General features: G+C 71.0%; 18 protein-coding genes. 7 read left to right on the top strand and 11 right to left on the bottom strand.

Features of this window, described 5'->3' with window-relative positions; translation table 11 throughout:
* Window positions 1–176 precede the first annotated feature (176 nt).
* From OG936_RS09180 to OG936_RS09170, 3 genes are read right to left on the bottom strand one after another with little or no spacing between them, the layout of a single operon-like run.
* Window positions 177–1541 (bottom strand): M20/M25/M40 family metallo-hydrolase, encoded by a 1365-nt coding sequence (locus tag OG936_RS09180; protein ID WP_406493802.1) that lies wholly within the window; start codon window positions 1539–1541, stop codon window positions 177–179.
* Window positions 1538–2929, bottom strand: coding sequence for a cytosine permease (locus tag OG936_RS09175; RefSeq protein WP_406493800.1), 1392 nt, complete (start codon window positions 2927–2929; stop codon window positions 1538–1540). The genes OG936_RS09180 and OG936_RS09175 overlap by 4 nt, the downstream gene beginning before the upstream one ends.
* Entirely contained in the window at window positions 2929–3882 is a 954-nt protein-coding gene (locus OG936_RS09170) for a DUF1177 domain-containing protein (RefSeq protein ID WP_406493799.1), read from the bottom strand. Before OG936_RS09170 ends, OG936_RS09175 begins: the two co-directional genes overlap by 1 nt.
* Before the next feature lie 155 nt (window positions 3883–4037).
* Here OG936_RS09170 and OG936_RS09165 point away from each other — a divergent pair, with 155 nt between their 5' ends.
* On the top strand, window positions 4038–4868 hold the full coding sequence (locus tag OG936_RS09165; protein WP_383750664.1) for an IclR family transcriptional regulator: 831 nt from the start codon (window positions 4038–4040) through the stop codon (window positions 4866–4868).
* A 29-nt stretch (window positions 4869–4897) separates the two neighbouring features.
* Entirely contained in the window at window positions 4898–5626 is a 729-nt protein-coding gene (gene pepE / locus OG936_RS09160) for a dipeptidase PepE (protein WP_406500374.1), read from the top strand.
* Here the strand turns inward: pepE and OG936_RS09155 are convergent.
* Window positions 5589–7385 carry an MFS transporter gene (locus OG936_RS09155; RefSeq protein WP_406493797.1) on the bottom strand — a complete coding sequence of 599 codons (1797 nt, stop codon included), beginning with the start codon at window positions 7383–7385 and terminating at the stop codon, window positions 5589–5591. The two genes, pepE and OG936_RS09155, sit on opposite strands and share 38 nt — an antisense overlap.
* A gap of 268 nt (window positions 7386–7653) precedes the next feature.
* Here OG936_RS09155 and OG936_RS09150 point away from each other — a divergent pair, with 268 nt between their 5' ends.
* Window positions 7654–9951 carry an acyl-CoA dehydrogenase gene (locus OG936_RS09150; protein WP_406493795.1) on the top strand — a complete coding sequence of 766 codons (2298 nt, stop codon included), beginning with the start codon at window positions 7654–7656 and terminating at the stop codon, window positions 9949–9951.
* 92 nt (window positions 9952–10043) lie between these two features.
* Window positions 10044–11240 carry a lipid-transfer protein gene (locus OG936_RS09145; RefSeq protein ID WP_406500373.1) on the top strand — a complete coding sequence of 399 codons (1197 nt, stop codon included), beginning with the start codon at window positions 10044–10046 and terminating at the stop codon, window positions 11238–11240.
* A 47-nt stretch (window positions 11241–11287) separates the two neighbouring features.
* Here the strand turns inward: OG936_RS09145 and OG936_RS09140 are convergent, their stop codons facing one another.
* The 5 genes from OG936_RS09140 to OG936_RS09120 form a co-directional block, all read right to left on the bottom strand.
* Complete coding sequence (locus tag OG936_RS09140; protein ID WP_266745866.1) at window positions 11288–11926, bottom strand: response regulator transcription factor; 639 nt, start codon at window positions 11924–11926, stop codon at window positions 11288–11290.
* A 12-nt stretch (window positions 11927–11938) separates the two neighbouring features.
* The gene (locus tag OG936_RS09135; protein WP_406493793.1) at window positions 11939–12085 is read right to left on the bottom strand and encodes a hypothetical protein; all 147 of its coding nucleotides are present in this window, start codon (window positions 12083–12085) and stop codon (window positions 11939–11941) included.
* 93 nt (window positions 12086–12178) lie between these two features.
* Window positions 12179–13456 (bottom strand): sensor histidine kinase, encoded by a 1278-nt coding sequence (locus tag OG936_RS09130; protein WP_406500372.1) that lies wholly within the window; start codon window positions 13454–13456, stop codon window positions 12179–12181.
* An 83-nt stretch (window positions 13457–13539) separates the two neighbouring features.
* The gene (locus OG936_RS09125) at window positions 13540–14262 is read right to left on the bottom strand and encodes an ABC transporter permease (protein ID WP_406493791.1); all 723 of its coding nucleotides are present in this window, start codon (window positions 14260–14262) and stop codon (window positions 13540–13542) included.
* Window positions 14262–15254 carry an ABC transporter ATP-binding protein gene (locus tag OG936_RS09120; RefSeq protein ID WP_406493789.1) on the bottom strand — a complete coding sequence of 331 codons (993 nt, stop codon included), beginning with the start codon at window positions 15252–15254 and terminating at the stop codon, window positions 14262–14264. The genes OG936_RS09125 and OG936_RS09120 overlap by 1 nt, the downstream gene beginning before the upstream one ends.
* 275 nt (window positions 15255–15529) lie before the next feature.
* Between OG936_RS09120 and OG936_RS09115 the strand changes: the two genes are divergently transcribed.
* From OG936_RS09115 to OG936_RS09105, 3 genes are read left to right on the top strand one after another with little or no spacing between them, the layout of a single operon-like run.
* A complete protein-coding gene (locus tag OG936_RS09115) occupies window positions 15530–16402 on the top strand; it encodes a MaoC/PaaZ C-terminal domain-containing protein (RefSeq protein WP_406493787.1) in 873 nt (290 codons plus the stop codon).
* Window positions 16403–16445: 43 nt separating this feature from the next.
* Window positions 16446–17522: a Zn-dependent alcohol dehydrogenase gene (locus OG936_RS09110; protein WP_406493786.1), complete on the top strand. Its 1077-nt coding sequence runs from the start codon at window positions 16446–16448 to the stop codon at window positions 17520–17522.
* 49 nt (window positions 17523–17571) lie between these two features.
* Window positions 17572–18525, top strand: coding sequence for a 3-oxoacyl-ACP reductase (locus OG936_RS09105; RefSeq protein WP_406493784.1), 954 nt, complete (start codon window positions 17572–17574; stop codon window positions 18523–18525).
* Window positions 18526–18610: 85 nt separating this feature from the next.
* Here the strand turns inward: OG936_RS09105 and OG936_RS09100 are convergent, their stop codons facing one another.
* The gene (locus OG936_RS09100; protein ID WP_406493782.1) at window positions 18611–18784 is read right to left on the bottom strand and encodes a hypothetical protein; all 174 of its coding nucleotides are present in this window, start codon (window positions 18782–18784) and stop codon (window positions 18611–18613) included.
* 123 nt (window positions 18785–18907) lie between these two features.
* Entirely contained in the window at window positions 18908–20188 is a 1281-nt protein-coding gene (locus tag OG936_RS09095; protein ID WP_406493780.1) for a hypothetical protein, read from the bottom strand.
* Between the last annotated feature and the right edge of the window lie 132 nt (window positions 20189–20320).

The raw sequence follows: 20320 nt of genomic DNA, 5'->3' as shown, positions 1-20320 counted from the left end.
CATTCTTCGGGCCGCCCGGAAGCGTCCACCGGCGGCCTCTCGATCGTGGAGCACCTGCGGCCCGTGTGCCACCAGAGGCCACGGCAGAGTGCGTACGCCCCCGCCGACGGCGTCGGCGGGGGCGTACGTGGGGTGAGCCCGGGTCGGGCGTCCCCGGCGGGGCTGCGATGTGGAGGTCAGCAGCTCTGCCAGAGCCGGGTCATGACGCGGACGCCGAAGCGCAGGCCCTCCAGCGGGACGCGTTCGTCCACGCCGTGGAAGAGGCGGCCGTAGTCCAGGTCGTGCGGGAGCTTGAGGCCCTTGAAGCCGAAGCAGCGGATGCCGAGGTGCGTGAAGGCCTTGGCGTCGGTGCCGCCCGGGTTGCAGTACGGGACCGGGTGGCCGTCCGGGTCCTCGGCGCGTACGGCCTCGCACATGGCGTCGACCAGCGGGCCGTCGAACGTCGTCTCCAGCGCGATGTCGTGGTTGACCCACTCGCGGGTGACCGAGGGGAGGAGGAGCTCGTCGATCGTGTCGATCAACTCCTGCTCGTGGCCCGGGAGGAAGCGGCCGTCGACCCGGGCCGTCGCCTTTCCGGGGATGACGTTGGTCTGGTAACCGGCGTCGAACATGGTGGGGTTCGCCGAGTTGCGCAGCACCACCTGCATGAAGTCGGAGACCGGGCCCAGCCGGGCGAGGCTGCCCTCGATGTCGTTCTCGTCGAACTCGACACCGTAGAGGCGGGCCGCCTCTTCGAGCAGGGCGCGGACCGGTGCGATCAGGCGGACCGGGAAGGTCGCGCGGCCGATCCGGGTCAGCGACTCGGCGAGGTCGGTGACGGCGTTCTCGTCGTTGGGGGAGGAGCCGTGGCCGGCCCGGCCGGTGGCGGTCAGCTCCATCCACGCCATGCCGCGCTGGGCGTTCTCGATCGGGTAGAGGCGACGGGTGTCGTCGATGGCGAAGGAGAAGCCGCCGCCCTCGCCGATCGCCTCGGTGACCCCGGCGAAGAGCTCCGGGCGGTGCTCGACCAGCCAGTGGGCGCCGAACTTCCCGCCCGCCTCCTCGTCGGCGAGGAAGGCGAGGACCAGATCGCGCGACGGGCTGGTGCCGGTACGGGCGAAGTGGCGGGCGGTGGCCAGCATGACGGCCACCGTGTCCTTCATGTCGATCGCGCCGCGGCCCCAGAGGTAGCCGTCGCGGATCTCGCCGGAGAACGGCGGGACCTGCCACTCGGAGGCGTCGGCGGGGACCACGTCCAGATGGCCGTGGACGAGGAGGGCGCCGCGCTCCGGGTCGCTGCCCGCGATCCGGGCGATGACATTGGCGCGGCCCGGTGCGGACTCGACCAGTTCCGAGTCGATGCCCACCTCGGCGAGGCGGCCCACCACCCACTCGGCGCTCGCGCGCTCGTCGCTGGTGGGATTGGAGGTGTCGAACCTGATCAGTTCGGCGCAGAGCCGGATGACCTCGTCCTGGGCCTCGTCGGACGCCGGGACGAAGGAGGCGGTGGGGTCAGGGGTGGCGGTGGGGCCAGAGGTGGTGGTGGGGTCGGGGGTTGTCATGCTGCTCCCACAGGGCTTGTCGCGGGGGCGGCGGGGGCGGCTGCGTCGTCCTCGTCGTCCAGGGTGGAGGTGCCGTACGGCTTCACCCAGCCCAGCAGGCCGAGGACGCTGTACAGGATGAAGGCGGTGGCCAGCGAGTTCAGGGCCGGGATGCCGCCGTCGTAGAACTTGCCGACGCAGAACGCCGCGATCCAGATGGCGATGGACATCGGTACCCAGGTCGGCGACGACTTCGGCAGCGTCTCGGACTCCCGGGTGTCGTCCAGCGGCTTGCGCATCCTCTTCACGACCCAGTACTCGGCCACGATGATGCCGCCGATCGGCGGGATCGCGACGCCGAGAACGGAGAGGAACTCGGTGAAGTGGGTCATGATCCCGACCGCGGACAGGGCCGTGCCCGCGATGCCGAGGACGATCGTGACCGCGCCGCGGTGCAGCCGCTTGCCGAAGACGACCTGGAAGAAGTTGACGACGCCCAGCGAGGAGCCGTACAGGTTCCAGTCGTTGATCTTCGCGGTGGACATCAGGACGACGACGACGCCGAAGGCACCCGAGGTGGAGAGCACGATGTGCGAGACCTCGTTGCTCTTGACCAGGTGACCCAGGAGCACACCGGTCATGCCGACGATGTACTCGGAGAGGATCATCGACGAGGCGCTCTGCACGAAGACGTGCGAGCCCTTCCGGTTGTACCGGGTCATCTCCGGGGCCACGATCGCACCGGTCATGAAGCCGCCCGCGATGGCGGTGGCGGCGACGGCGAGCGGGATCGTCGGGCCGGGGGCCGGCGAGTGGATCAGGTCGCCGAGGGAGTGGTCCTTCAGCGTCGAGACGATCGACCAGGCGACCATCGCGAAGAAGAGCGGGGTCACGATCTTGGCGAAGACGGCCATGTACTTGAAGCCGAAGATGACCAGGGCGGTGATGGCGATGCCCGCCAGTACGCACCACATCCAGGACGGGCCGCCGACCAGCGCCGAGACGCTGTTGCCGAAGATCGTGTTCTGGACGCCGAACCAGCCGACGAGGCTGACCGCGATGACGAAGCTGACCAGCGCGGAGCCATTGCGTCCGAAGCCGACCCAGCGGGTCAGCATCGGGGTCGCCAGACCCTCGCGCATTCCGGCCAGACCGATCGCGAAGATCACGACCTCCAGGATCACCGCGCCGAGGGTGAAGGCGAGGAAGGCGTTCCCGAAGGTCATGCCGACACCGATGGTGGCGCCGAGGGTGAACTGCGAGATCGAGCCGGACTGGGCCAGCCACTGGAGCAGCATGGACCAGAATCCGAAGCGCTTGTCGCGCGGGACGCGGGAGAGCGAGTAGTCGTCGCTGCCGATGCTCTTGGCCTCGGGGGCCACGGCCTCGGCCTGCGGGGCGGCTGCCATCAGGACTCCTGGGGGGTACGGCCGAAGGTCTGCAGGTGAGCCAGCGACCCGTAGCGGTTGACGAGGTTGTCGAACTCCACCGCGTCGTGGAAGTCCAGGTTGCCGCTGCCGTAGGCCTTGGCGACCTCCACGGCGTAGCGGGCGGCGGACGCGATGTCGCTCTCGTGGCTCGCGCCCGTACCGCAGCCCGGCACCGCGGCGGCCGAGGTGATGGCCAGGCCGACGACCGGGGCGGCCGTCGCGGTGGAGGGCTGCAGGATCGAATTGATGTGGTGTGCACCATTACCGTACGGGGTGATGTCCTGCGTGGTCACCGGGTACGTGACCAACGGCTCACCGGTCACCACGGCCAGCAGCTCGCCGAGCTGCTCGCTGACCCGGAGCACCCAGCCCTCCTTGACGGTGGGCGACAGGGCGAGGCCCTTGTGGTTGATGATCCGGTTGCCCTTGGTGGTGTCGATGGAGAGCACGGCCTCCATCTCGCCGGTCACCTCGTGGCGGTTCATGGTGGCGATGTCCACGGGCGAGCCCATGAACGGCACCGGGTCGTGCGGCTCGGTCGGCGCGTTCGGGCAGATGTGGGTGGCGACGACGACGTCGCCCGGCAGCACATCGCCGCGGCGGCGCATGTCGAGCAGCTTCGCGGCGGTGGCGAGGGCGGAGACCGCGCCGTCGGCGTCGGAGACCATGCCGGTCACCTCGGGCCGGGCGCCGATGCCGCCGAGTCGGCCCACCACGCCCAGCGTGCGGGCGCCGCCCCCGGACGTACGCCCTTGGGCGCCCGGGATGCGGACCATCACGAAGTCCGTCGAGCCCCGCTCGCCGGCGACCGTGGTGACCTGCGCGGACGAACCCTCGGCCCCGCTGACGGAGTCGAGGTACTCGGCGACCGTCTTGCCATTGACCTGGGGATCGTCCAGAAGATCGACGATGTCCAGCACGTACTTCAACATGGGGGCCCTACTTTCTCGCTCATCAGGGCACCCGGGCCGAGGCGCTCGACGGGGGAAGCGCGGGGCGGGGTGCTGAGGCAACATTCGGGATCCGATAGCGTTGAGCGCAACTGTTTCCCGTTATTTGCAATTCAGGTCTGAATGGTGAGATGACGATGGCGGACTTCGATCTGGACCGGCGCACCCCCGCCGGTGCCCTGCAAACCGTCGACCGGGCGCTCCTCGTGCTGCTCGCCTTCGAGCGGACCCGGCCCGACTGGGGCGTCACCGAGGTCGCCGAGGAGTTCGGCTGGGACACCTCGGTGGCCCAGCGCCTGCTCGCCACCCTGGCCGGGCGCGGCTTCCTGGTCTCCGACCCGGCCACCCGCCGCTACCGCATCGGCCCCGCCGTGCTGCGCCTGGGCAGGCTCTGGGAGCGTTCCGGATCGCTGGAGCTGCTGGCCGGGCCGGTGCTGGAGGAGCTGCGCCGGGTCACCGGCGACACCGTCCTGTTCTGCCTGCCGGACAGCTTCCACATGCGGTGCGTCGCCGCGGAGGAGGGGGAGGCTGGGCCGCTGCGCTACTACCCCCTGGTCGGCGAGCTCTACCCGGCGCACGCCGGGGCGACCAGCAAGTCGTACTACGCGTATCTGCCCGACGAGCAGCGCCACCGGCTCTTCCGGGGCCGCCCGATGGCCCGCTTCACCGACCGGACCGTCACCGATCCGGACCGGCTGGAGGAGGAGTTCCTCAAGGTTCGCGCCCAGGGTTACGCCTTTACGGTCGGCGAGTACGACACCGGCATCGCGACCGTCGCCGTACCCGTCTTCCTCGGGCGCGAACCGTACGGGAGCCTCAGCCTCGGCGGAGCCGAGGAGCTCTTCCGCGGGGCTCCGCAGGACCGGCTCGACGCCCTGCGCCACGCGGCCCAGCTGCTGGAGAGACGCCTCACCCAGCCTCCGCAGCGCCCGAAGCCGCGCGCCCGTCGCTCCCGCACCACTACCTGATGATCCAGAACAGAACCAAGAGGAACCCCGTGAATCTGCTGCTGCTCTCCAACTCCACCCAGTACGGCCGCGGTTATCTGGAACACGCCCTCGACACCGTCACCGCGTTCCTGCCCTCCGGTGCCCGGCTGGCCTTCGTGCCGTACGCGCTCGCCGACTACACCGCGTACACCGCACGCGTCCGCGATGCCCTCGATCCGTCCGGCATCACCGTCCGCGGGGTCCACGAGAACGCCGACCCGGTCGCCGAACTCGCCGCGTCCGATGCCGTGTTCATCGGTGGCGGAAACTCCTTCCGGCTGCTGAGCGCCCTGTACCGGACCGGCCTGCGGGACGCCGTGACCGAAGCGGTACGGAGCGGACTCCCGTACATGGGAGCCAGCGCCGGTACGAACATGGCGGCGCCCACCCTCCGTACCACCAACGACATGCCCATCGTGCAGCCGCCGTCCTTCGAGACGCTCGGCCTCGTCCCGTTCCAGATCAACCCGCACTACCTGGACCCGGACCCGGAGAGCACCCACAAGGGCGAGACCCGCGAGGAGCGGCTCACCGAGTTCCTGGAGGAGAACGACGTGCCGGTCCTCGGCCTGCGCGAAGGGTCATGGCTGCGGGTCAACGGCCGCCAGGCCCGGGTGCAGGGCGCCCGCCCCGCCCGGCTGTTCACCCGCGGCGCCGGGCCGCAGGAGCTGCCGGCCGGGTCGGACGTCTCTCATCTGCTCACGACGACACCGCGGTTCGACGCTCCGGTGCGCTGATCGCCAGCACCAGATCGGCGTCGACCGGCAGCCCGTCGCCGGGGTAGGCCGCCGGGTAGGCGCGCGGCGCGTATCCGGCGGCCGACCCGGCCAGCACGTAGGCGCCGCGGGACGGGGCGGCCAGCAAGTAGTGGCCGTCCTCGTCCGCCACGGTGAGCCCGGCCTGCCGGCCCCGGTGGTCGATCAGCGTGACGTTGGCGCGGGCCACCGGCGTACCGTCCGCGTCCAGCACCCGGCCGCGGAAGCCGCCCGAACCGGTCGCGGGACGGGACGTGGAGAGTGCGGGGGCCGACGCGTCGTCCTCGCTGCTCGCCAGCAGCGCGGGGCGCATCGCGTCGCGCTGCGACGGCAGGAACGTGGCCAGCACCAGCCCGATCACCACCGCACCCGCCGCGATCCCGAACGAGATGCGGAACCCCTCCATCGACGGCAGCGGCACCCCGCCCGTCCGCACCGAGGTGTTGGCCAGCACCATGCCGATCACGGCGCTCGAAACCGACGTACCGATCGACCGCATCAGGGTGTTCAGGCCGGTGGCCGCACCCGTCTCGGACGGATCGACGGCCCCGATGATCAGCGCGGGCAGCGAGGAGTACGCGAGTCCGATACCGGCCCCGAGCACCACCGCGATCACCACGGTCTGCCACGGGGCGCTCATCAGCCCGAGCCCCGCCCCGTAACCGATCGCGATGATCAGCATGCCGAGCATCAGCGACACCTTGGGGCCCCGGCGGGCGGACAGCCGGGCGTACAGCGGGGCGACGAACATCATCGTCAGACCGAGCGGCGCCACGCACAGCCCCGCGACCACCATCGACCGGCCGAGTCCGTACCCCGTCGACACCGGCAGCTGGAGCAGCTGCGGCAGGACCAGTGAGACGGCGTAGAACGCGACCCCGACCATGATCGAGGCGAGGTTGGTGAGCAGCACCTCGCGCCGGGCCGTGGTCCGCAGATCGACCAGCGGCGCCGGGATGCGCAGCTCGAAGAGGCCCCACAGGACGAGAATCACCAGGGCGGCGGCGATCAGTCCGAGCGTGGTTCCCGAGGTCCAGCCCCAGTCACTGCCCTTGGTGATGGGCAGCAGCAGACAGACCAGCCCGAGCGAGAGCCCGAGTGCGCCGATGAGATCGAAGCGGCCGGGCGCGCGCAGCGCGGGCTCGGGGACGGCGAGGAAGGTCAGCGCCATCGACAGCACACCGAGACCGGCCGAGCCGAAGAACAGGGTGTGCCAGTCGGAGTGCTGGGCGACCAGCGCGGCGGCGGGCAGCGCGAGTCCGCCGCCCACCCCGATCGACGAACTCATCAGCGCCATCGCCGAGCCGAGCTTCTCGCGCGGCAGCTCGTCACGCATGATGCCGATGCCCAGCGGGATGGCGCCCATGGCGAAGCCCTGGAGCGCGCGCCCCCCGATCATGACGACGAGATCGTCGGTGAAGGCGCATATCAGAGAACCGATCACCATCACGGCGAGACTGGCGAGCAGCATCTTGCGCTTGCCGTAGAGATCGCCGAGCCGCCCCATGATCGGCGTCGAGACGGCCCCCGCCAGCAGGGTCGCGGTCATCACCCAGGTGGCGTTGGACGGATCGGTGTGCAGAAGGGCGGGCAGATCCTTGATGACGGGGACGAGCAGGGTCTGCATCACCGCGACGGTGATGCCCGCGAAGGCGAGCACGGGGACGACCCCGCCGCCCGCCTTGCGCGGCCGCGGATCGGGGAGTTCCCCGGCGTGCTGTCCGTTCGTCGGCTGTGGCATACGTGTGGCCTCCGGGCGGCGTGATCGAGGGTTTGTCGAGGGCGAGTACGGGGCGCGGGTCCGGGGCGGGCAGCACCGACCACCAAGTGTGTGCACGGTGAAACCTTCCACCTGCCCGGGGTATTCCGGTGAACACGGTACGAATGGGGGCGCAACTGCGCACTCGGACCGGAGCGCGCGCCGATCCGACGGTCATCTGACCTTCCGTCAGAATGGAACGTGTTCTACCCTTGCGCCGTTCCAGTGGCTGCGACCGGCGAGGATCCGCATGGGCATCGGAATCACCGAAGAGCAGAGGGAGTTGGCGCAGGCCGTACGGGGGTGGCTGGCGCGCGCCGTGCCGTCGGAGGAGATACGCAAGCTCCTCGACGCGGACGCCCCCGGTTCCCCCGGCGTGCGCCCCGGGTACTGGGACGGGCTGGCCGAGCAGGGCCTCCTCGCCATCCATCTGCCCGAGGAGTGCGGAGGCGGGGGCGGCCAACTCCTCGATCTGGCCGTGGTCCTGGAGGAGGCGGGCCGGGCCGCGCTTCCGGGCCCGTATCTGGCGAGCGTCCTCGCCTCCGCCGTACTGCACACGGCGGGCTCGGGCGAACCGACGAGAGAGCCGGCAGGCGAACCGGTACCCAAGCCGGCAGGCGAACCAGTACATGTACCCGTACGCGAATCGGCAAGCGGACCGGTGGGTGGGCCGGTGCGTGACCTGATCCACGGCCTCGCCGCCGGCGCACGCGTCGGCGCCGTCGCGCTCGGCCCCGGCACCCTCACCGCCGTCGAGCACGGTGACGGCCATCTGCTCGACGGCATCGCCCCGCCCGTCCTCTCCGGCGCCGACGCCGACCTCCTCCTGCTCTCCGCCGAATCGGCCACCGGCACCCTCTGGTTCGCCGTCGACGCCGACGCCGAGGGGCTGACCGCCCGCCCGCACCGCAGTGCCGACCCGACCCGCCCCACGGCCGAGATCCGCGCCGAGGGCGTACTCGTTCCCGCGGAACGCGTCGTACGGACCGACACCGCTCGCGTCCGCGACCTCGCCGCCGTCCTCTTCTCCGCCGAGGCGTGCGGAACCGCGGCCAAGGCGCTGCACACCGCAACCGAACACGCCAAGGTCCGCGAGCAGTTCGGCCGCCCCATCGGGCAGTTCCAGGGCATCAAGCACCTCTGTGCCGACATGCTCGTACGGGTCGAGCGGGCCCGCGCGCTGGTGTGGGACGCGGCCCGCGCCGCCGAAGAGGCCGAAGGTGAGGCGACCTTGGACGTACGCTCCATGGTCGCCGCCCTCGCCGCGTCGGACGCCCTCGACGCCGCGTACGGCTGCGCCAAGGACTGCATTCAGATCCTCGGCGGCATCGGCTTCACCTGGGAGCACGACGCCCACCTGTATCTGCGCCGGACGGTGATGGCCCGGCAACTGCTGGGGGCCGGTGACGCCCACCGGCTGCGGGCCGTCCGGCTGGCCGAGAGCGGGGCGCGCCGCGAACTCGCCCTCGAACTTCCCGCCGGGGCCGCGGCGTACCGGGCCGAGGCGCGCGAGGCCGTAGCCGTCGCCCGCGGTCTCGACCCGAAGGCCGCCCGCCGCGCGCTCGCGCCGACCGGATACGCCGCCCCCTACCTCCCCGACCCCTACGGTCTCGGCGCCGGACCGGTCCAACAACTCGTCGTACAGCATGAGTTGAAGGAACAGGGTGTGAAGATGAGCGATCTCGGGATCGCCACCTGGGTCGTCCCCTCGCTCCTCGCCCACGGCACGGCAGCACAGCAGGACCGCTATCTGCTGCCCACCCTGCGCGGCGAGCTCCTCTGGTGCCAACTGTTCTCCGAGCCCGGCGCGGGCTCCGACCTCGCCTCGCTCCGGACGAGGGCGGAGCGGACCGGCGAAGGCTGGCGGATCAACGGACAGAAGGTGTGGACGAGCGCCGCCCAGTGGGCCGACCACGGAATCCTGCTGGCCAGGACCGACCCGGACGCCCCCAAGCACCAGGGCCTCAGCTACTTCCTCGTCGACATGAAGAACACCGAGGGCATCGACATCCGCCCGCTGAAGGAGATCACCGGCGACTCCCTCTTCAACGAGGTGTACTTCGACGACGTCCTGCTGCCCGCCGACGCCGTCGTCGGCGAGATCGACGACGGCTGGCGGGTCGCCCGCAACACCCTCGGCAACGAACGCGTCCACATGGCCGACCAGATGACCTTCGACACCGGCCTGGAAGCACTGATCGCCCGCTCCGGCGAACTCGACGGCACGTACCGGGCCCGGATCGGAGCACTCGCGGCCGAGGCCCACGCACTCGCCTGCATCGGACTGCGGACCACCCTGCAACAGGTCTCGGGACTCGAACCGGGCGCGGGAGCCTCCGTACGCAAGCTCGTCCAGACCACCCACCAGCAGAAGGTCGCCGAACTGGCCCTCGAACTCCTCGGCCCGGCCGGCGCGGTCGGCGAAGGGGCGGGGGAGCGGGCCCTGCACGGCTTCCTGATGTCCCGCTGTCTGACCATCGCGGGCGGCACCACGCAGGTTCAGCTCAATGTCGTCGCCGAGCGCATCCTCGGCCTCCCGCGCGATTGACGCGATTGAACGGAAGGGACTCGCCCGTGAATTCCATGAAGCCCATGAAGTCCAAGCCCATGAAGCCCAAGCCCATGAAGCCCATGAAACTCATGAAGGCGTACATCGTCGGTGTCGGAATGACGAAGTTCGAGAAGCCCGAGACCCGCGACTGGCAGTACTGGGACATGGCGAAGGAGGCCGGGACGGCGGCGCTCGACGATGCCTCCCTCGCGTACGAGCAGATCCAGCAGGCCGTCGTCGGCTACTGCTTCCAGGCATCCACCGCCGGTCAGCGCGCCGTGTACGAACTCGGACTGACCGGAGTGCCCGTCTACAACGTCAACAACAACTGCGCCACCGGCTCCACGGCGCTGATGATGGCCCGGCAGTTCGTCGAGGGCGGCGGCAGCGACTGCGTCCTCGCGCTCGGCTTCGAGAAGATGACGCGCGGGGCGCTCGGGGGCGGTGGTGCCGACGGGGGTGCCGCGGATTTCAAGACATCACCCGTCGCCCGGCACTACGGGATCATGGCCGCCGCCCACGGTTTCGAGATGAGCCCGCCCACCGCCCAGATATTCGGCAACGCGGCCCGCGAGCACATGGAACGCTACGGGACGACCGAGGCACAGCTCGCCGCGGTCGGCGCCAAGAACCACCGGCACTCGGTGAACAACCCGTACGCCCAGTTCCAGGACCCGTACACGGTCGAGGAGATCCTCGCCGCGAAGACCATCCACCGCCCGCTGACCAAACTCCAGTGCTCACCCACCTCCGACGGGGCGGCCGCCGCCGTCGTCGTATCGGAACGCTTCGTCGAGGAGCACGGTCTGGGCGACCGGGCCGTCGAGATCGTCGCCCAGGCCATGACCACCGACACCGGCGACTCCTTCGCCTCCGGTACCTGCGTCGACGCCGTGGGACAGCCGATGTCGCGCGCCGCCGCCCGGCAGGTGTACGAGGCCTCGGGGCTTTCGGCCGCCGACCTCGACGTCATCGAGCTGCACGACTGCTTCTCCATCAACGAACTACTCACCTACGAGGCGCTCGGCCTGTGCGGCGAGGGGGAGTCCGGCAAGCTCGTCGAGTCGGGGGCCACCACGTACGGCGGCCGATGGGTGGTCAACCCGTCCGGCGGACTGATCTCCAAGGGACACCCGCTCGGCGCCACCGGAATCGCCCAGGCCGCGGAACTGACCTGGCAGCTCAGGGGAGAGGCGCAGGGGCGGCAGGTGAAGGACGCCCGGATCGGCCTCGCGCACAACATCGGGCTCGGCGGGGCAGCGGTGGTGACGTTGCTGCGGCGGTAGTGCGGGGACCGGGGCGGACGAACCCGGCGCGATCCGGACGAGAGGCCCTACAGCCATCCCTGCTGCCGCGCCGCCCGGACCGCCTCCATGCGATTGCGGGTGCCCGTCTTGCCGATGGCCGACGACAGATAGTTGCGCACCGTCGACTCGGACAGATGCAGCTTCGCCGCGATGTCGGCGACCGTCGCCCCGTCCACGGAGGCGTTCAGCGCGTCCCGCTCCCGCGCGGTCAGCGGACTCGGCCCGGCGCTGAGCGCGGCGGCGGCCAGCGCCGGGTCGATCACCGTCTCGCCCCTGAGCACCTGGCGGATCGCGGTGGCGAGTTCCTCGACGGGGCCGTCCTTGACCAGGAACCCCGCGGCCCCGGCCTCCATGGCCCGGCGCAGATAGCCGGGCCGGCCGAACGTGGTCAGGATCAGCACCCGGCAGTCCGGCACCTCCTCGCGCAGCTCGGCGGCGGCGTCCAGACCGCTGCGGCCCGGGAGCTCGATGTCCAGCAGCGCCACATCGGGGCGGGACAGCAGGGCGGCGTTCACGATCTCGTCCCCGGCGGCCACCTGCGCGACGACCTCGATGTCCGGCTCCAGACCGAGCAGCAGGGCCAGCGCACCGCGCATCATGCCCTGGTCCTCGGCGAGCAGGACACGTACACACTTCGAGGGCCGCCCGCCAGGCATGTCAGTCATACGGCCAGCCTCTCAGACCGGGCACCCTTGCGAGCGTCCGCCGCGTGCCCCGAAGCCGGGGCACTTGTCCATGCCCTTGCCGTGGGTGGTGATGACGCCGGACTTCTGCCCGCCGGCTGTCGCCGTAGCGGCGACCGCTGACCGATTGAGTGTGATCACGCGCATGCGGTGGCATGACGCGAGGTGAAGAGGCGTGCCTTCCTGGGGAGAAGCACACGAACGGACTGCGCCGTACGGTGTTCCGGGCCCCATTCACCTCTCCCGCGCGCGAGGCGGGTCTGTTGCTGCGCCGGAAGCGGCCTCGTCCGGCACGTCGGCCGGCATGTCCGCCGGGAGTTTTACCGGGAGTTCCGCCGGGATTTCCGCCGGGAGTTCCGCGGTGAGGACGAAGCCGCCCTGCGGCCCCGGGCCCGCCCGCAGCGAGCCGCCCGTCGCGGCGAGGCGCTCGGTGAGGCCGGTCAGACCGGTGCCGCCGATGCCGGGTGTGGCCGGTGCGCCGGGGCCGCGGCCGTCGTCCGTGACCGTCAGCCGGACCCGTTCGGCGTTGCCGTCGACCACGAACGAGCAGGTGGTGGCGTGGGAGTGGCGTACGACGTTGGTGACGGCCTCCCGCACCACCCAGCCCAGCAGCGCCTCCGCCTGCGGGGCGAGCGGCGGCCCCGAGCGGCGGAGCACCGGCTCGATCCCGGCGGCGGTCAGCGCGGACCGGGCCCGGTCCAGTTCGGTCGCGAGGCTCCCCTCCCGGTAGCCGGTGACGGCCTCCCGGATCTCGGTGAGGGCCTGGCGGCCGACGGACTCTATGTCGGCGACCTGGGTGAGCGCGGCGTTCATGTCGCGCGGTGCGAGGCGGCGCGCGGCCTCCGACTTGACCACGATCACGGAGAGGGTGTGGCCCAGCAGGTCGTGCAGATCGCGGGAGAACCGCAGCCGCTCCTTCTCGACGGCCGTACGGGCCAACTCCTGTCGGGTGGCGCGCAGTTCCATCACGGTCTCCGCGAGGGTGAGGATCGCGGCCGTCACCGCGCCCGAGATGAACGTGCCGTAGCCGATGGTCCACGGATCCGAGCCGCCGTTGCCACGCCACACCGCGACGAGGGTGGCGACCACGGCCAGCGAGAGCAGACCGGCCGCGAGCTGCCGGTGGCGCAGGACGGTGCCGCAGGCCAGCGAGAGCAGCGGGAAGAACAGCAGCCAGCTGCCGCCGTAGCCGATCGCCAGCGCGAACGTCACGGTGGCCATCGCGGCGAGCAGCCAGTACGTGACCGGGCTTTCGCGCTTCTTCTTGTGGAAGCCGCGGAACACCACAGAGACGTAGAGGGAGTTGAAGGTGAGCAGCCCGAGGCCGCCGAGCCAGGGGTTGGGGGCCTCTCCCTGGAAGAGGTTGGAGAAGGAGCCCAGGCCCATCAGCAGCCAGGGCAGCAGGGTGTACGGTCCCGGCGGTCCCGGGCGCCGGTTGCCGCGCCGTCTGCGCCGGTTCCGCCATCTCCCCGGGCGGGCATTCGCCCCCTTGTCCGTCCGGTTCCTGGCCATGTCCATTTCTGTCCGGTGGTCCTCTCCGGTCGTGCAGTCCTCTCCGGTCATGCGGTCCTCTCCGGCTGTACGGCCGTCTCCGGTTATACGGTCCTCGCGGACCGACGGTAGGAGATCACGGCGTACGTACCGAACAACAGGAGCCATGCGCAGAGGACCACGACCGTTCCGGTGCCGGGCGCGTGCCCGTCGGTGATCGCCCAGCCCAGGTCGGCGAACCGGTTGGCAGGGGTGAACCTGCCGACGGAGCGCAGCCATTCGGGCAGCAGCTCCAGCGGGAACCACAGCCCGCCGACGATCGCGAAGCCCATCAAGCAGGCCACGTTGACCACTCCGGTGCCCTGCGGGGTGAGCCGGTAGCCGTTGCCGAGGCCGAGCAGCGTGAACGGCAGCGCGCCGGTCCACAGCAGCAGCGCCAGCGTGATCCACTGCCAGGCGTCCAGCCGCACCCCGTTGAGCAGTCCACCGGCCAGCAGCACCGTCAGGATCGTCGGCAGGACGGTCACCGAACCGCTGATGGCCCGCCCCACGACCACCTGCGAAGGGGCGAGCGGGGTGACCCGCAGCTGCTGGAGCCAGCCGAGCGTCTTGTCGGAGGCGACCCCCGTACCGATCGACATGGCGGAGCCCAGTGCCCCGTACGCGGCCATGCCGACCATCGAGGCGGTCTTCCAGCCGTCGACGCCGTCGCCCCCGCCGATGTTGGTGAAGAGCAGGTACATCATCACCGGCATCCCGGTCCCGAAGATCAGGAAGAAACCGTCGCGCAGGGTCCGGCGGATTTCGAGCACGATGTAGCGGTACATCACACGGTCTCCCCTTCGGACTCGGACTCGGACTCGGACTCGGACTCGGACTCGGACTCGGAGTCGGTTACGGGCACTGCGGCGGCCGGTGAGGTCAAGGAGAGGAACGCGTCCTCCAACGTGGCCCGGGAGACCTGGAGGTCACGGATCGCGCCCAGCCGGGCCAGCTCCATGACGGTGGCGTCCGAGTCGTCCGTGTGCAGCAGCGCCCGGTCCCCGGACACCTCGACGGTCACGACCCCGGGCAGCAGCTCCAGGCCCCCGGCCGGCCGGCCCGCCAGGTCGAAGGAGACGAGACTGCTGCCGGCCGAGCCCCTGATCGTGTCCCCGCTGCCGTCCGCGACGACCCGGCCCCGGTCGACGACGACGATCCGGTCGGCGTTCTCGTCGGCCTCCTCCAGGTAGTGGGTGGAGAAGAGGACGGTGTTGCCGCGCCGGGCGTAGGCCCGCATCGAGTCCCAGAACGTCCGGCGTGCCTCCACGTCCAGAGCGGCGGTCGGCTCGTCCAGGACGATCAGCTCCGGGTTGCCGGCCAGCGCGACGGCGAAGCGGACGCGCTGGGTCTGGCCGCCGGAGAGCTTGTCGATGCGCCGGTTCGCGTACGTGGAGACGCCCGCCAGCGAGAGCGCCTCGGCCACCGGCATCGGCCGCGGATAGGTGGAGGCGACGAAGGCGATCAGTTCGCGGACGGTGACGCGCTGGATGGGCCGCCCGTCCTGGAGCATCGCGCCGACCAGACCGGCCCGGACCGCCTGCCCGGCGGTCCGGCCCAGTACCCGCACCCGGCCGGAGTCCGGCTCGTTCAGCCCCAGCAGGAGGCCGATGGCGGTGGACTTGCCCGCGCCGTTGCGGCCCAGCAGGGCCACGGTCTCGCCGCGGCCGATGGACAGATCGATCCCGTCCACGGCCCGTACGGTCCGTCCCGCCCGGCCGAAGGTCTTGACCACCGCGGTGAGGACCACCGCGTCCGAACTCCCCGTCGTCTGCTTCATGACCACGACGCTACGGAGGGCGCCCGGCACTCCGGCAGAGGTGTGTGTACGGACTTCGCCATGACAAATGTCATGGCCGGGGCCCGCCCGGACGCCCGATCTGACGCCACGTCAGCAGCGGTCTTCACAACGGATGGGCGCTGCGTTATACATGGGGTCATCGGCTAGAACGCGTTCTAGAACGGGCGTGGCGGCCGGTCCCGCACGACCTCGGTGCGGCCGACGGTGCGGACGGCCGCGCCGAGGTCTTCCCACCATCAAGGAGCAGCTTCCCCATGCCCATTGATGCCGAAAAGGCTGTTGCCGCCGAACCCCGGTCCACCCGGATCAGCTGGGACCACAAGGACGTCCAGCTCTACCACCTGGGGATCGGCGCGGGTGCCGACCCGGTAAGGGCCGACCCGGCCACCGACCCCGGAGAGCTGCGCTACACCCTGGAGTCCCGGCTCCAGGTGCTGCCCTCCTTCGCCACCGTCGCGGGTGCGGGCATGGGCGTCGTCGGCGGCCTCTCCTCGCCGGGCGTCGACGTCGACCTCGCCAACGTCCTGCACGGCGCGCAGAGCGTACGGGTGCACCGGCCGATCCCCGTGAAGGGCAGCGCCGTACAGACGTCGAAGGTCGCCGCGGTGTACGACAAGGGCAAGGCGGCCGTACTGGTGCTGCGTACCGAGGCCGCCGACGACGAGGGTCCGCTGTGGACCAACGACGCCCAGATCTTCGTCCGGGGCGAGGGCGGTTTCGGCGGTGAGCGCGGCCCGTCCGGGCGGACGGTCCATTCCGCCATCGCCCCCAACCACATCGTGGAGCGTCCGATCCGCCCGGACCAGGCGCTGCTGTACCGCCTCTCCGGGGACTGGAACCCGCTCCACGCCGACCCCGAGTTCGCCAGGCTCGCCGGCTTCGACCGGCCGATCCTGCACGGGCTGTGCACCTACGGCATGACACTCAAGGCCGTCACCGACACGGTGCTCGGTGGCGATGTGGCCCGTATCCGCTCCTACCGCACCCGGTTCGTCGGGGTGGTCTTCCCCGGCGAGACTCTCCGCATCGAGATGTGGACCGGCGGGGACGAGGTACGGGTCGAGGTGAGGGCCGTCGAGCGGGACAACGCCATGGTCCTCGGTGACACCTTCGTCGAACACTCCTGAACCAACTCCAAGAGGTCCACAGGCCCATGAGGGGAGCCGCACCATGCGCGCAGCCGTACTGCACGAGATAGGCCAGGACAAGCTCGAAGTCCTCGACGACGTCGAGGCAGTTGGCTTCGGCCCCGGCAAGGTCAAGCTCCGCATCCGGGCCACCGGACTGTGTCACTCCGACGTCTCCGCGATGAACGGCGTGCTGCCGCAGCCCGCCCCGTTCATCCCGGGGCACGAGGGCGCGGGCGAGGTCCTGGACGTCGGCGACGGCGTCACCGGGCTGAGCGAGGGAGACCGGGTGCTGGTCTGCTGGCTGCCCGCGTGCGGGGCGTGTCCGTCCTGCAAACGCGGCCAGACCCAGCTCTGCCTGGCCGGCTTCATGAACGCGGGCACGCCCAACTTCAAGCGCCCCGGGGGAGATGTCTTCGGCTTCGCGGGCACCGGCACCTTCACCGAGGAGGTCGTCGTCGGCGCGGGCTGCGCCGTGCCGATCCCCGACGACGTGCCGTTCGAGATCGCCGCGCTGATCGGCTGCGGGGTGACCACCGGGCTCGGCGCGGCCATCAACACCGCACAGGTGGAGGCCGGTTCGTCGGTCGCCGTGATCGGCTGCGGCGGCGTCGGCATCTCCACCATCCAGGGCGCCAGGGTGCAGGGCGCCGCGCAGATCGTGGCCGTGGACCCGGTCGCGTCCCGGCGCGAGGCGGCCCTGCGGTTCGGCGCGACGGAGGCGGTGTCCCCGGACGAACTCGCCGAGGCCAAGCAGCGGATCACCGCGGGCGAGGGCTTCGACTACGTCTTCGAGGTCGTCGGCCGGTCGGCCACCGCCCGCACGGCGTACGAGAACACCCGGCGCGGCGGCACCCTCTGCGTCGTCGGTGCGGGCGCCATGGACGACAACTTCCAGGTCAACATGTTCGAGCTGTTCTTCGACGAGAAGCGGATCCTGCCCTCCATGTACGGGGGAGGGGACGTGCTCCGTTCGTACGAACGGGCCATCGCGCTCTGGCGGGCCGGCCGCATCGACCTCGAATCGATGATCACCCACCGGGTGCGGCTCGACGGCATCAACGACGCCCTCGACCAGATGAGGACCGGCGAGTCGCTGCGCACCTGCATCGAACTCTGACGGCCTCACCCGTGTCCCCTGATCCCTCCTGAGAGGCTCCGAGATTCCGATGTCACTTCCCCTGTCACGTCCCCTGGACGGCATGTCGGCGATTGTCACGGGCGCGGGCCGCGGCCTCGGACGCGCCGAAGCGCTGGAACTGGCGGGGCTCGGCGCGTCCGTCGTCGTCAACGACTACGGGCAGCCGGGCCGCGACGGCTCCGGCGAGGCGTCCGCGACCCCCGCCGAGGAGGTTGCCGCGCAGATCCGGGCGGCGGGCGGCCGGGCGGTCGCGCACCTCGGCGACGTCTCCGACCATGCGCAGGCCCGCGAACTGGTGGAGCTGGCCGTCGACACGTACGGAAAGCTCGACATCCTGGTCAACAACGCGGGCATCCTGCGCGACCGGATGGTGTTCTCGATGACCGAGGACGAATGGGACTCCGTCATCAGGGTCCACCTCAAGGGCCACTTCAACACCACCCACTTTGCCGCGTCCCACTGGCGGGCCCGCTCCAAGGAGTCCGGTGGCCCGGTCTACGGCCGGATCGTCAACACCTCCTCGGAGGCGTTCCTGGCCGGCTCGGCGGGCCAGCCGAACTACGCGGCGGCCAAGGGCGGCATCGTCGGCCTCACCACCTCCACGGCCCTGGCCCTGGCCAAGTACGGCGTGACCGCCAACGCCATCTGCCCGCGGGCCCGCACCCGGATGACGGAGGACGTCTTCGCCGGCTTCCAGGAACCGGCGGACGGCCGGCTCGACGCGCTCGCCCCCGAGCACGTCTCGCCGCTGGTCGGCTACCTGGCCTCCCCGGCGGCCGCCAAGGTCAACGGGCAGCTGCTCGTCGTGCACGGCGGGATGGTCGCGATCGTCGAACGCCCCAGGGTGGCCGCGAAGTTCGACTCGTCGAAGGAGACGTTCTCCTTCGACGAACTCGACACGCTGATCTCTCCGTACTACGAGGACCGCCCGCCGAACGAGACGTTCGCCGCGGCGGAGGTGCTCGGCCTGAAACGGGGCTGACCGCAAGGGACAAAGGGACACGGGTGGGCCCCGGCAGCCGATCGGCTGCCGGGGCCCACCCGTCCCTCGTCGATGTTCCGCGCGGTCAGGCCGCCCGGCTGTCCCCTTCGAGGGGGCGTCGGTGACGGCCGTGCGGCTGTGCTGCCGTGTCGTCCGTCGCGACACCGCCTCGGTGCTTTCCGGCGCCACCGGCTTCGGCCCGTTCCGCGTCCGCCCCCGGCGGGCGCGTCTGGGTCGTGTCGGTTCGGGCTTCAGACATGTGGGAAGTCACCCCGTCGTGATCGCTTACGTGTGTGTCACCAGGGCCGATCACGCCACCGCAACACGGCACGGTCACCTACAGCGACCGATAGGTACGGCTGCGTAGCCCAGGCCCAGGATTCTAGCCAGGCACCGACCGCCCCATGAGAGGCGCCTGCCCCAGGGGAATCGGCTTGCACACTGGAAGAGGCGCAGCGGCAGCGGACGGTTGCATACCGCTTTCCGCGGCCGGATCCGCCGACGGCCGATCGCCGGGTTCCCCGTCCACCGGTGCCTCCAGCAGTGCCACCCCGCACGCCACGTTCTCGTTGGCGTACGGAAGTCTGAGCACGCCGTCCCGGGTCCATACCCCGCGACCGGCCTGCCACCCCTCGGGGGCGGCGAGTTGATGCAGCCGGCGCCCCGCCGGCCGCCACACCCCGAGCCAGCTGCCCGCCGCCCCGTCGATCCTTAAGGCCACCGCGCAGCTCTCCGGCATCAGCATCTGCCCCGGCTGTACGGCGAACGGCGTCACCGCGACATCCGCCGGACGCAGACACTCCGGGAAACGCACCGGCAGACAGCTGCCCAGCACCCCCCACCCGAGCCGGTCGTGCCCCGGCGCGTCCGAGCGGATCAGCAGCAGACCGCTGTCCACGTCGGCGAGCAGCAGCCGGTCGTTGCTCCCCGGCGCGATCTGCAGCAGCGGTGTCACCTCGCCGCCCCGCTCCAGGTCCACGGCGACCGCCTTGACCGGCCCGCCGCCCGGCAGCTCCCGGTCCAGGGCCAGCAGCCGCCCCGCCCGGTCCAGCCAGACCCCGCCGGAGCAGCGCCCGGGCACCTCGGCGACCTGCTCGGGGCCGAAGACGCCGCCCGCCACTCGCCAGACGGCGGTGGAGCGCGCACCGACCGACAGGGCGTACGCGCACCGGCCGTCCGGCGACGGCGGCAGCAGGGTCGGATCCGGGCATCCGAGGGCGCCGAGCGGCAGTTCACCAGTGCCGGGACCGGTCGGATACAGCAACGAGAACGCATGCCGGTCCGCGACCCGGCGCCGGATCAGTACGCGCCCGTCGGCCAGCGGCAGCACATCCGAGTCCGGCTCCTCCGGCTGGTCGAGGGGGAGCGGCACGGCGTACGGCTCGTGCCCGTCGAGCGTCCAGCGCTCCACGAACCACGCCTGCCCGGCCTCGTGCGACGGCTCGCCCGCCGGCCCGATGCCGCGCCGGGCCAGCCGGGCCGCGTACGAACCGTCCGCCGCGATCGTGAAGGCGGGCGGCACGAGGGCCGCCCGGTCGGGCGCACCCCGTTCACCCGGCGCATCCGGCTCGTCGTCCCCCAGGTTCGTGTCTCCGGCGGTTCCGGCGTCTCCGGCATCCCCGGCCACCCCCACGGTCTCGTTCTCGATAGCACAGGCAGTCATGGACTGGTCACCTCCGGCAACCGAAGCTAGTTTTCGCACTTCCTGCCGAACAACACGAGACCGGTCACTTCACACATAAGGGTGGTGATGCCGGGATTCGCCTGAGAGCGAGGGGGTACCTGTGCTGGACGT

Origin of the sequence: Streptomyces sp. NBC_00846 (assembly GCF_045207325.1) — a bacterium.
Taxonomy (GTDB): domain Bacteria; phylum Actinomycetota; class Actinomycetes; order Streptomycetales; family Streptomycetaceae; genus Streptomyces.
The sequence above is the reverse complement of the archived record's forward strand: the minus strand, read 5'-3'. Positions and strand labels throughout refer to the sequence as shown.

Coding starts and splice junctions, on each gene's coding strand:
- OG936_RS09180 (WP_406493802.1), bottom strand. CDS start 1,541: ATGACAACCCCCGACCCCACCACCACCTCTGGCCCCACCGCCACCCCT.
- OG936_RS09175 (WP_406493800.1), bottom strand. CDS start 2,929: ATGGCAGCCGCCCCGCAGGCCGAGGCCGTGGCCCCCGAGGCCAAGAGC.
- OG936_RS09170 (WP_406493799.1), bottom strand. CDS start 3,882: ATGTTGAAGTACGTGCTGGACATCGTCGATCTTCTGGACGATCCCCAG.
- OG936_RS09165 (WP_383750664.1), top strand. CDS start 4,038: ATGGCGGACTTCGATCTGGACCGGCGCACCCCCGCCGGTGCCCTGCAA.
- OG936_RS09155 (WP_406493797.1), bottom strand. CDS start 7,385: ATGCCACAGCCGACGAACGGACAGCACGCCGGGGAACTCCCCGATCCG.
- OG936_RS09150 (WP_406493795.1), top strand. CDS start 7,654: ATGGGCATCGGAATCACCGAAGAGCAGAGGGAGTTGGCGCAGGCCGTA.
- OG936_RS09145 (WP_406500373.1), top strand. CDS start 10,044: ATGAAGGCGTACATCGTCGGTGTCGGAATGACGAAGTTCGAGAAGCCC.
- OG936_RS09140 (WP_266745866.1), bottom strand. CDS start 11,926: ATGACTGACATGCCTGGCGGGCGGCCCTCGAAGTGTGTACGTGTCCTG.
- OG936_RS09130 (WP_406500372.1), bottom strand. CDS start 13,456: ATGGCCAGGAACCGGACGGACAAGGGGGCGAATGCCCGCCCGGGGAGA.
- OG936_RS09125 (WP_406493791.1), bottom strand. CDS start 14,262: ATGTACCGCTACATCGTGCTCGAAATCCGCCGGACCCTGCGCGACGGT.
- OG936_RS09120 (WP_406493789.1), bottom strand. CDS start 15,254: ATGAAGCAGACGACGGGGAGTTCGGACGCGGTGGTCCTCACCGCGGTG.
- OG936_RS09115 (WP_406493787.1), top strand. CDS start 15,530: ATGCCCATTGATGCCGAAAAGGCTGTTGCCGCCGAACCCCGGTCCACC.
- OG936_RS09110 (WP_406493786.1), top strand. CDS start 16,446: ATGCGCGCAGCCGTACTGCACGAGATAGGCCAGGACAAGCTCGAAGTC.
- OG936_RS09105 (WP_406493784.1), top strand. CDS start 17,572: ATGTCACTTCCCCTGTCACGTCCCCTGGACGGCATGTCGGCGATTGTC.
- OG936_RS09100 (WP_406493782.1), bottom strand. CDS start 18,784: ATGTCTGAAGCCCGAACCGACACGACCCAGACGCGCCCGCCGGGGGCG.
- OG936_RS09095 (WP_406493780.1), bottom strand. CDS start 20,188: ATGACTGCCTGTGCTATCGAGAACGAGACCGTGGGGGTGGCCGGGGAT.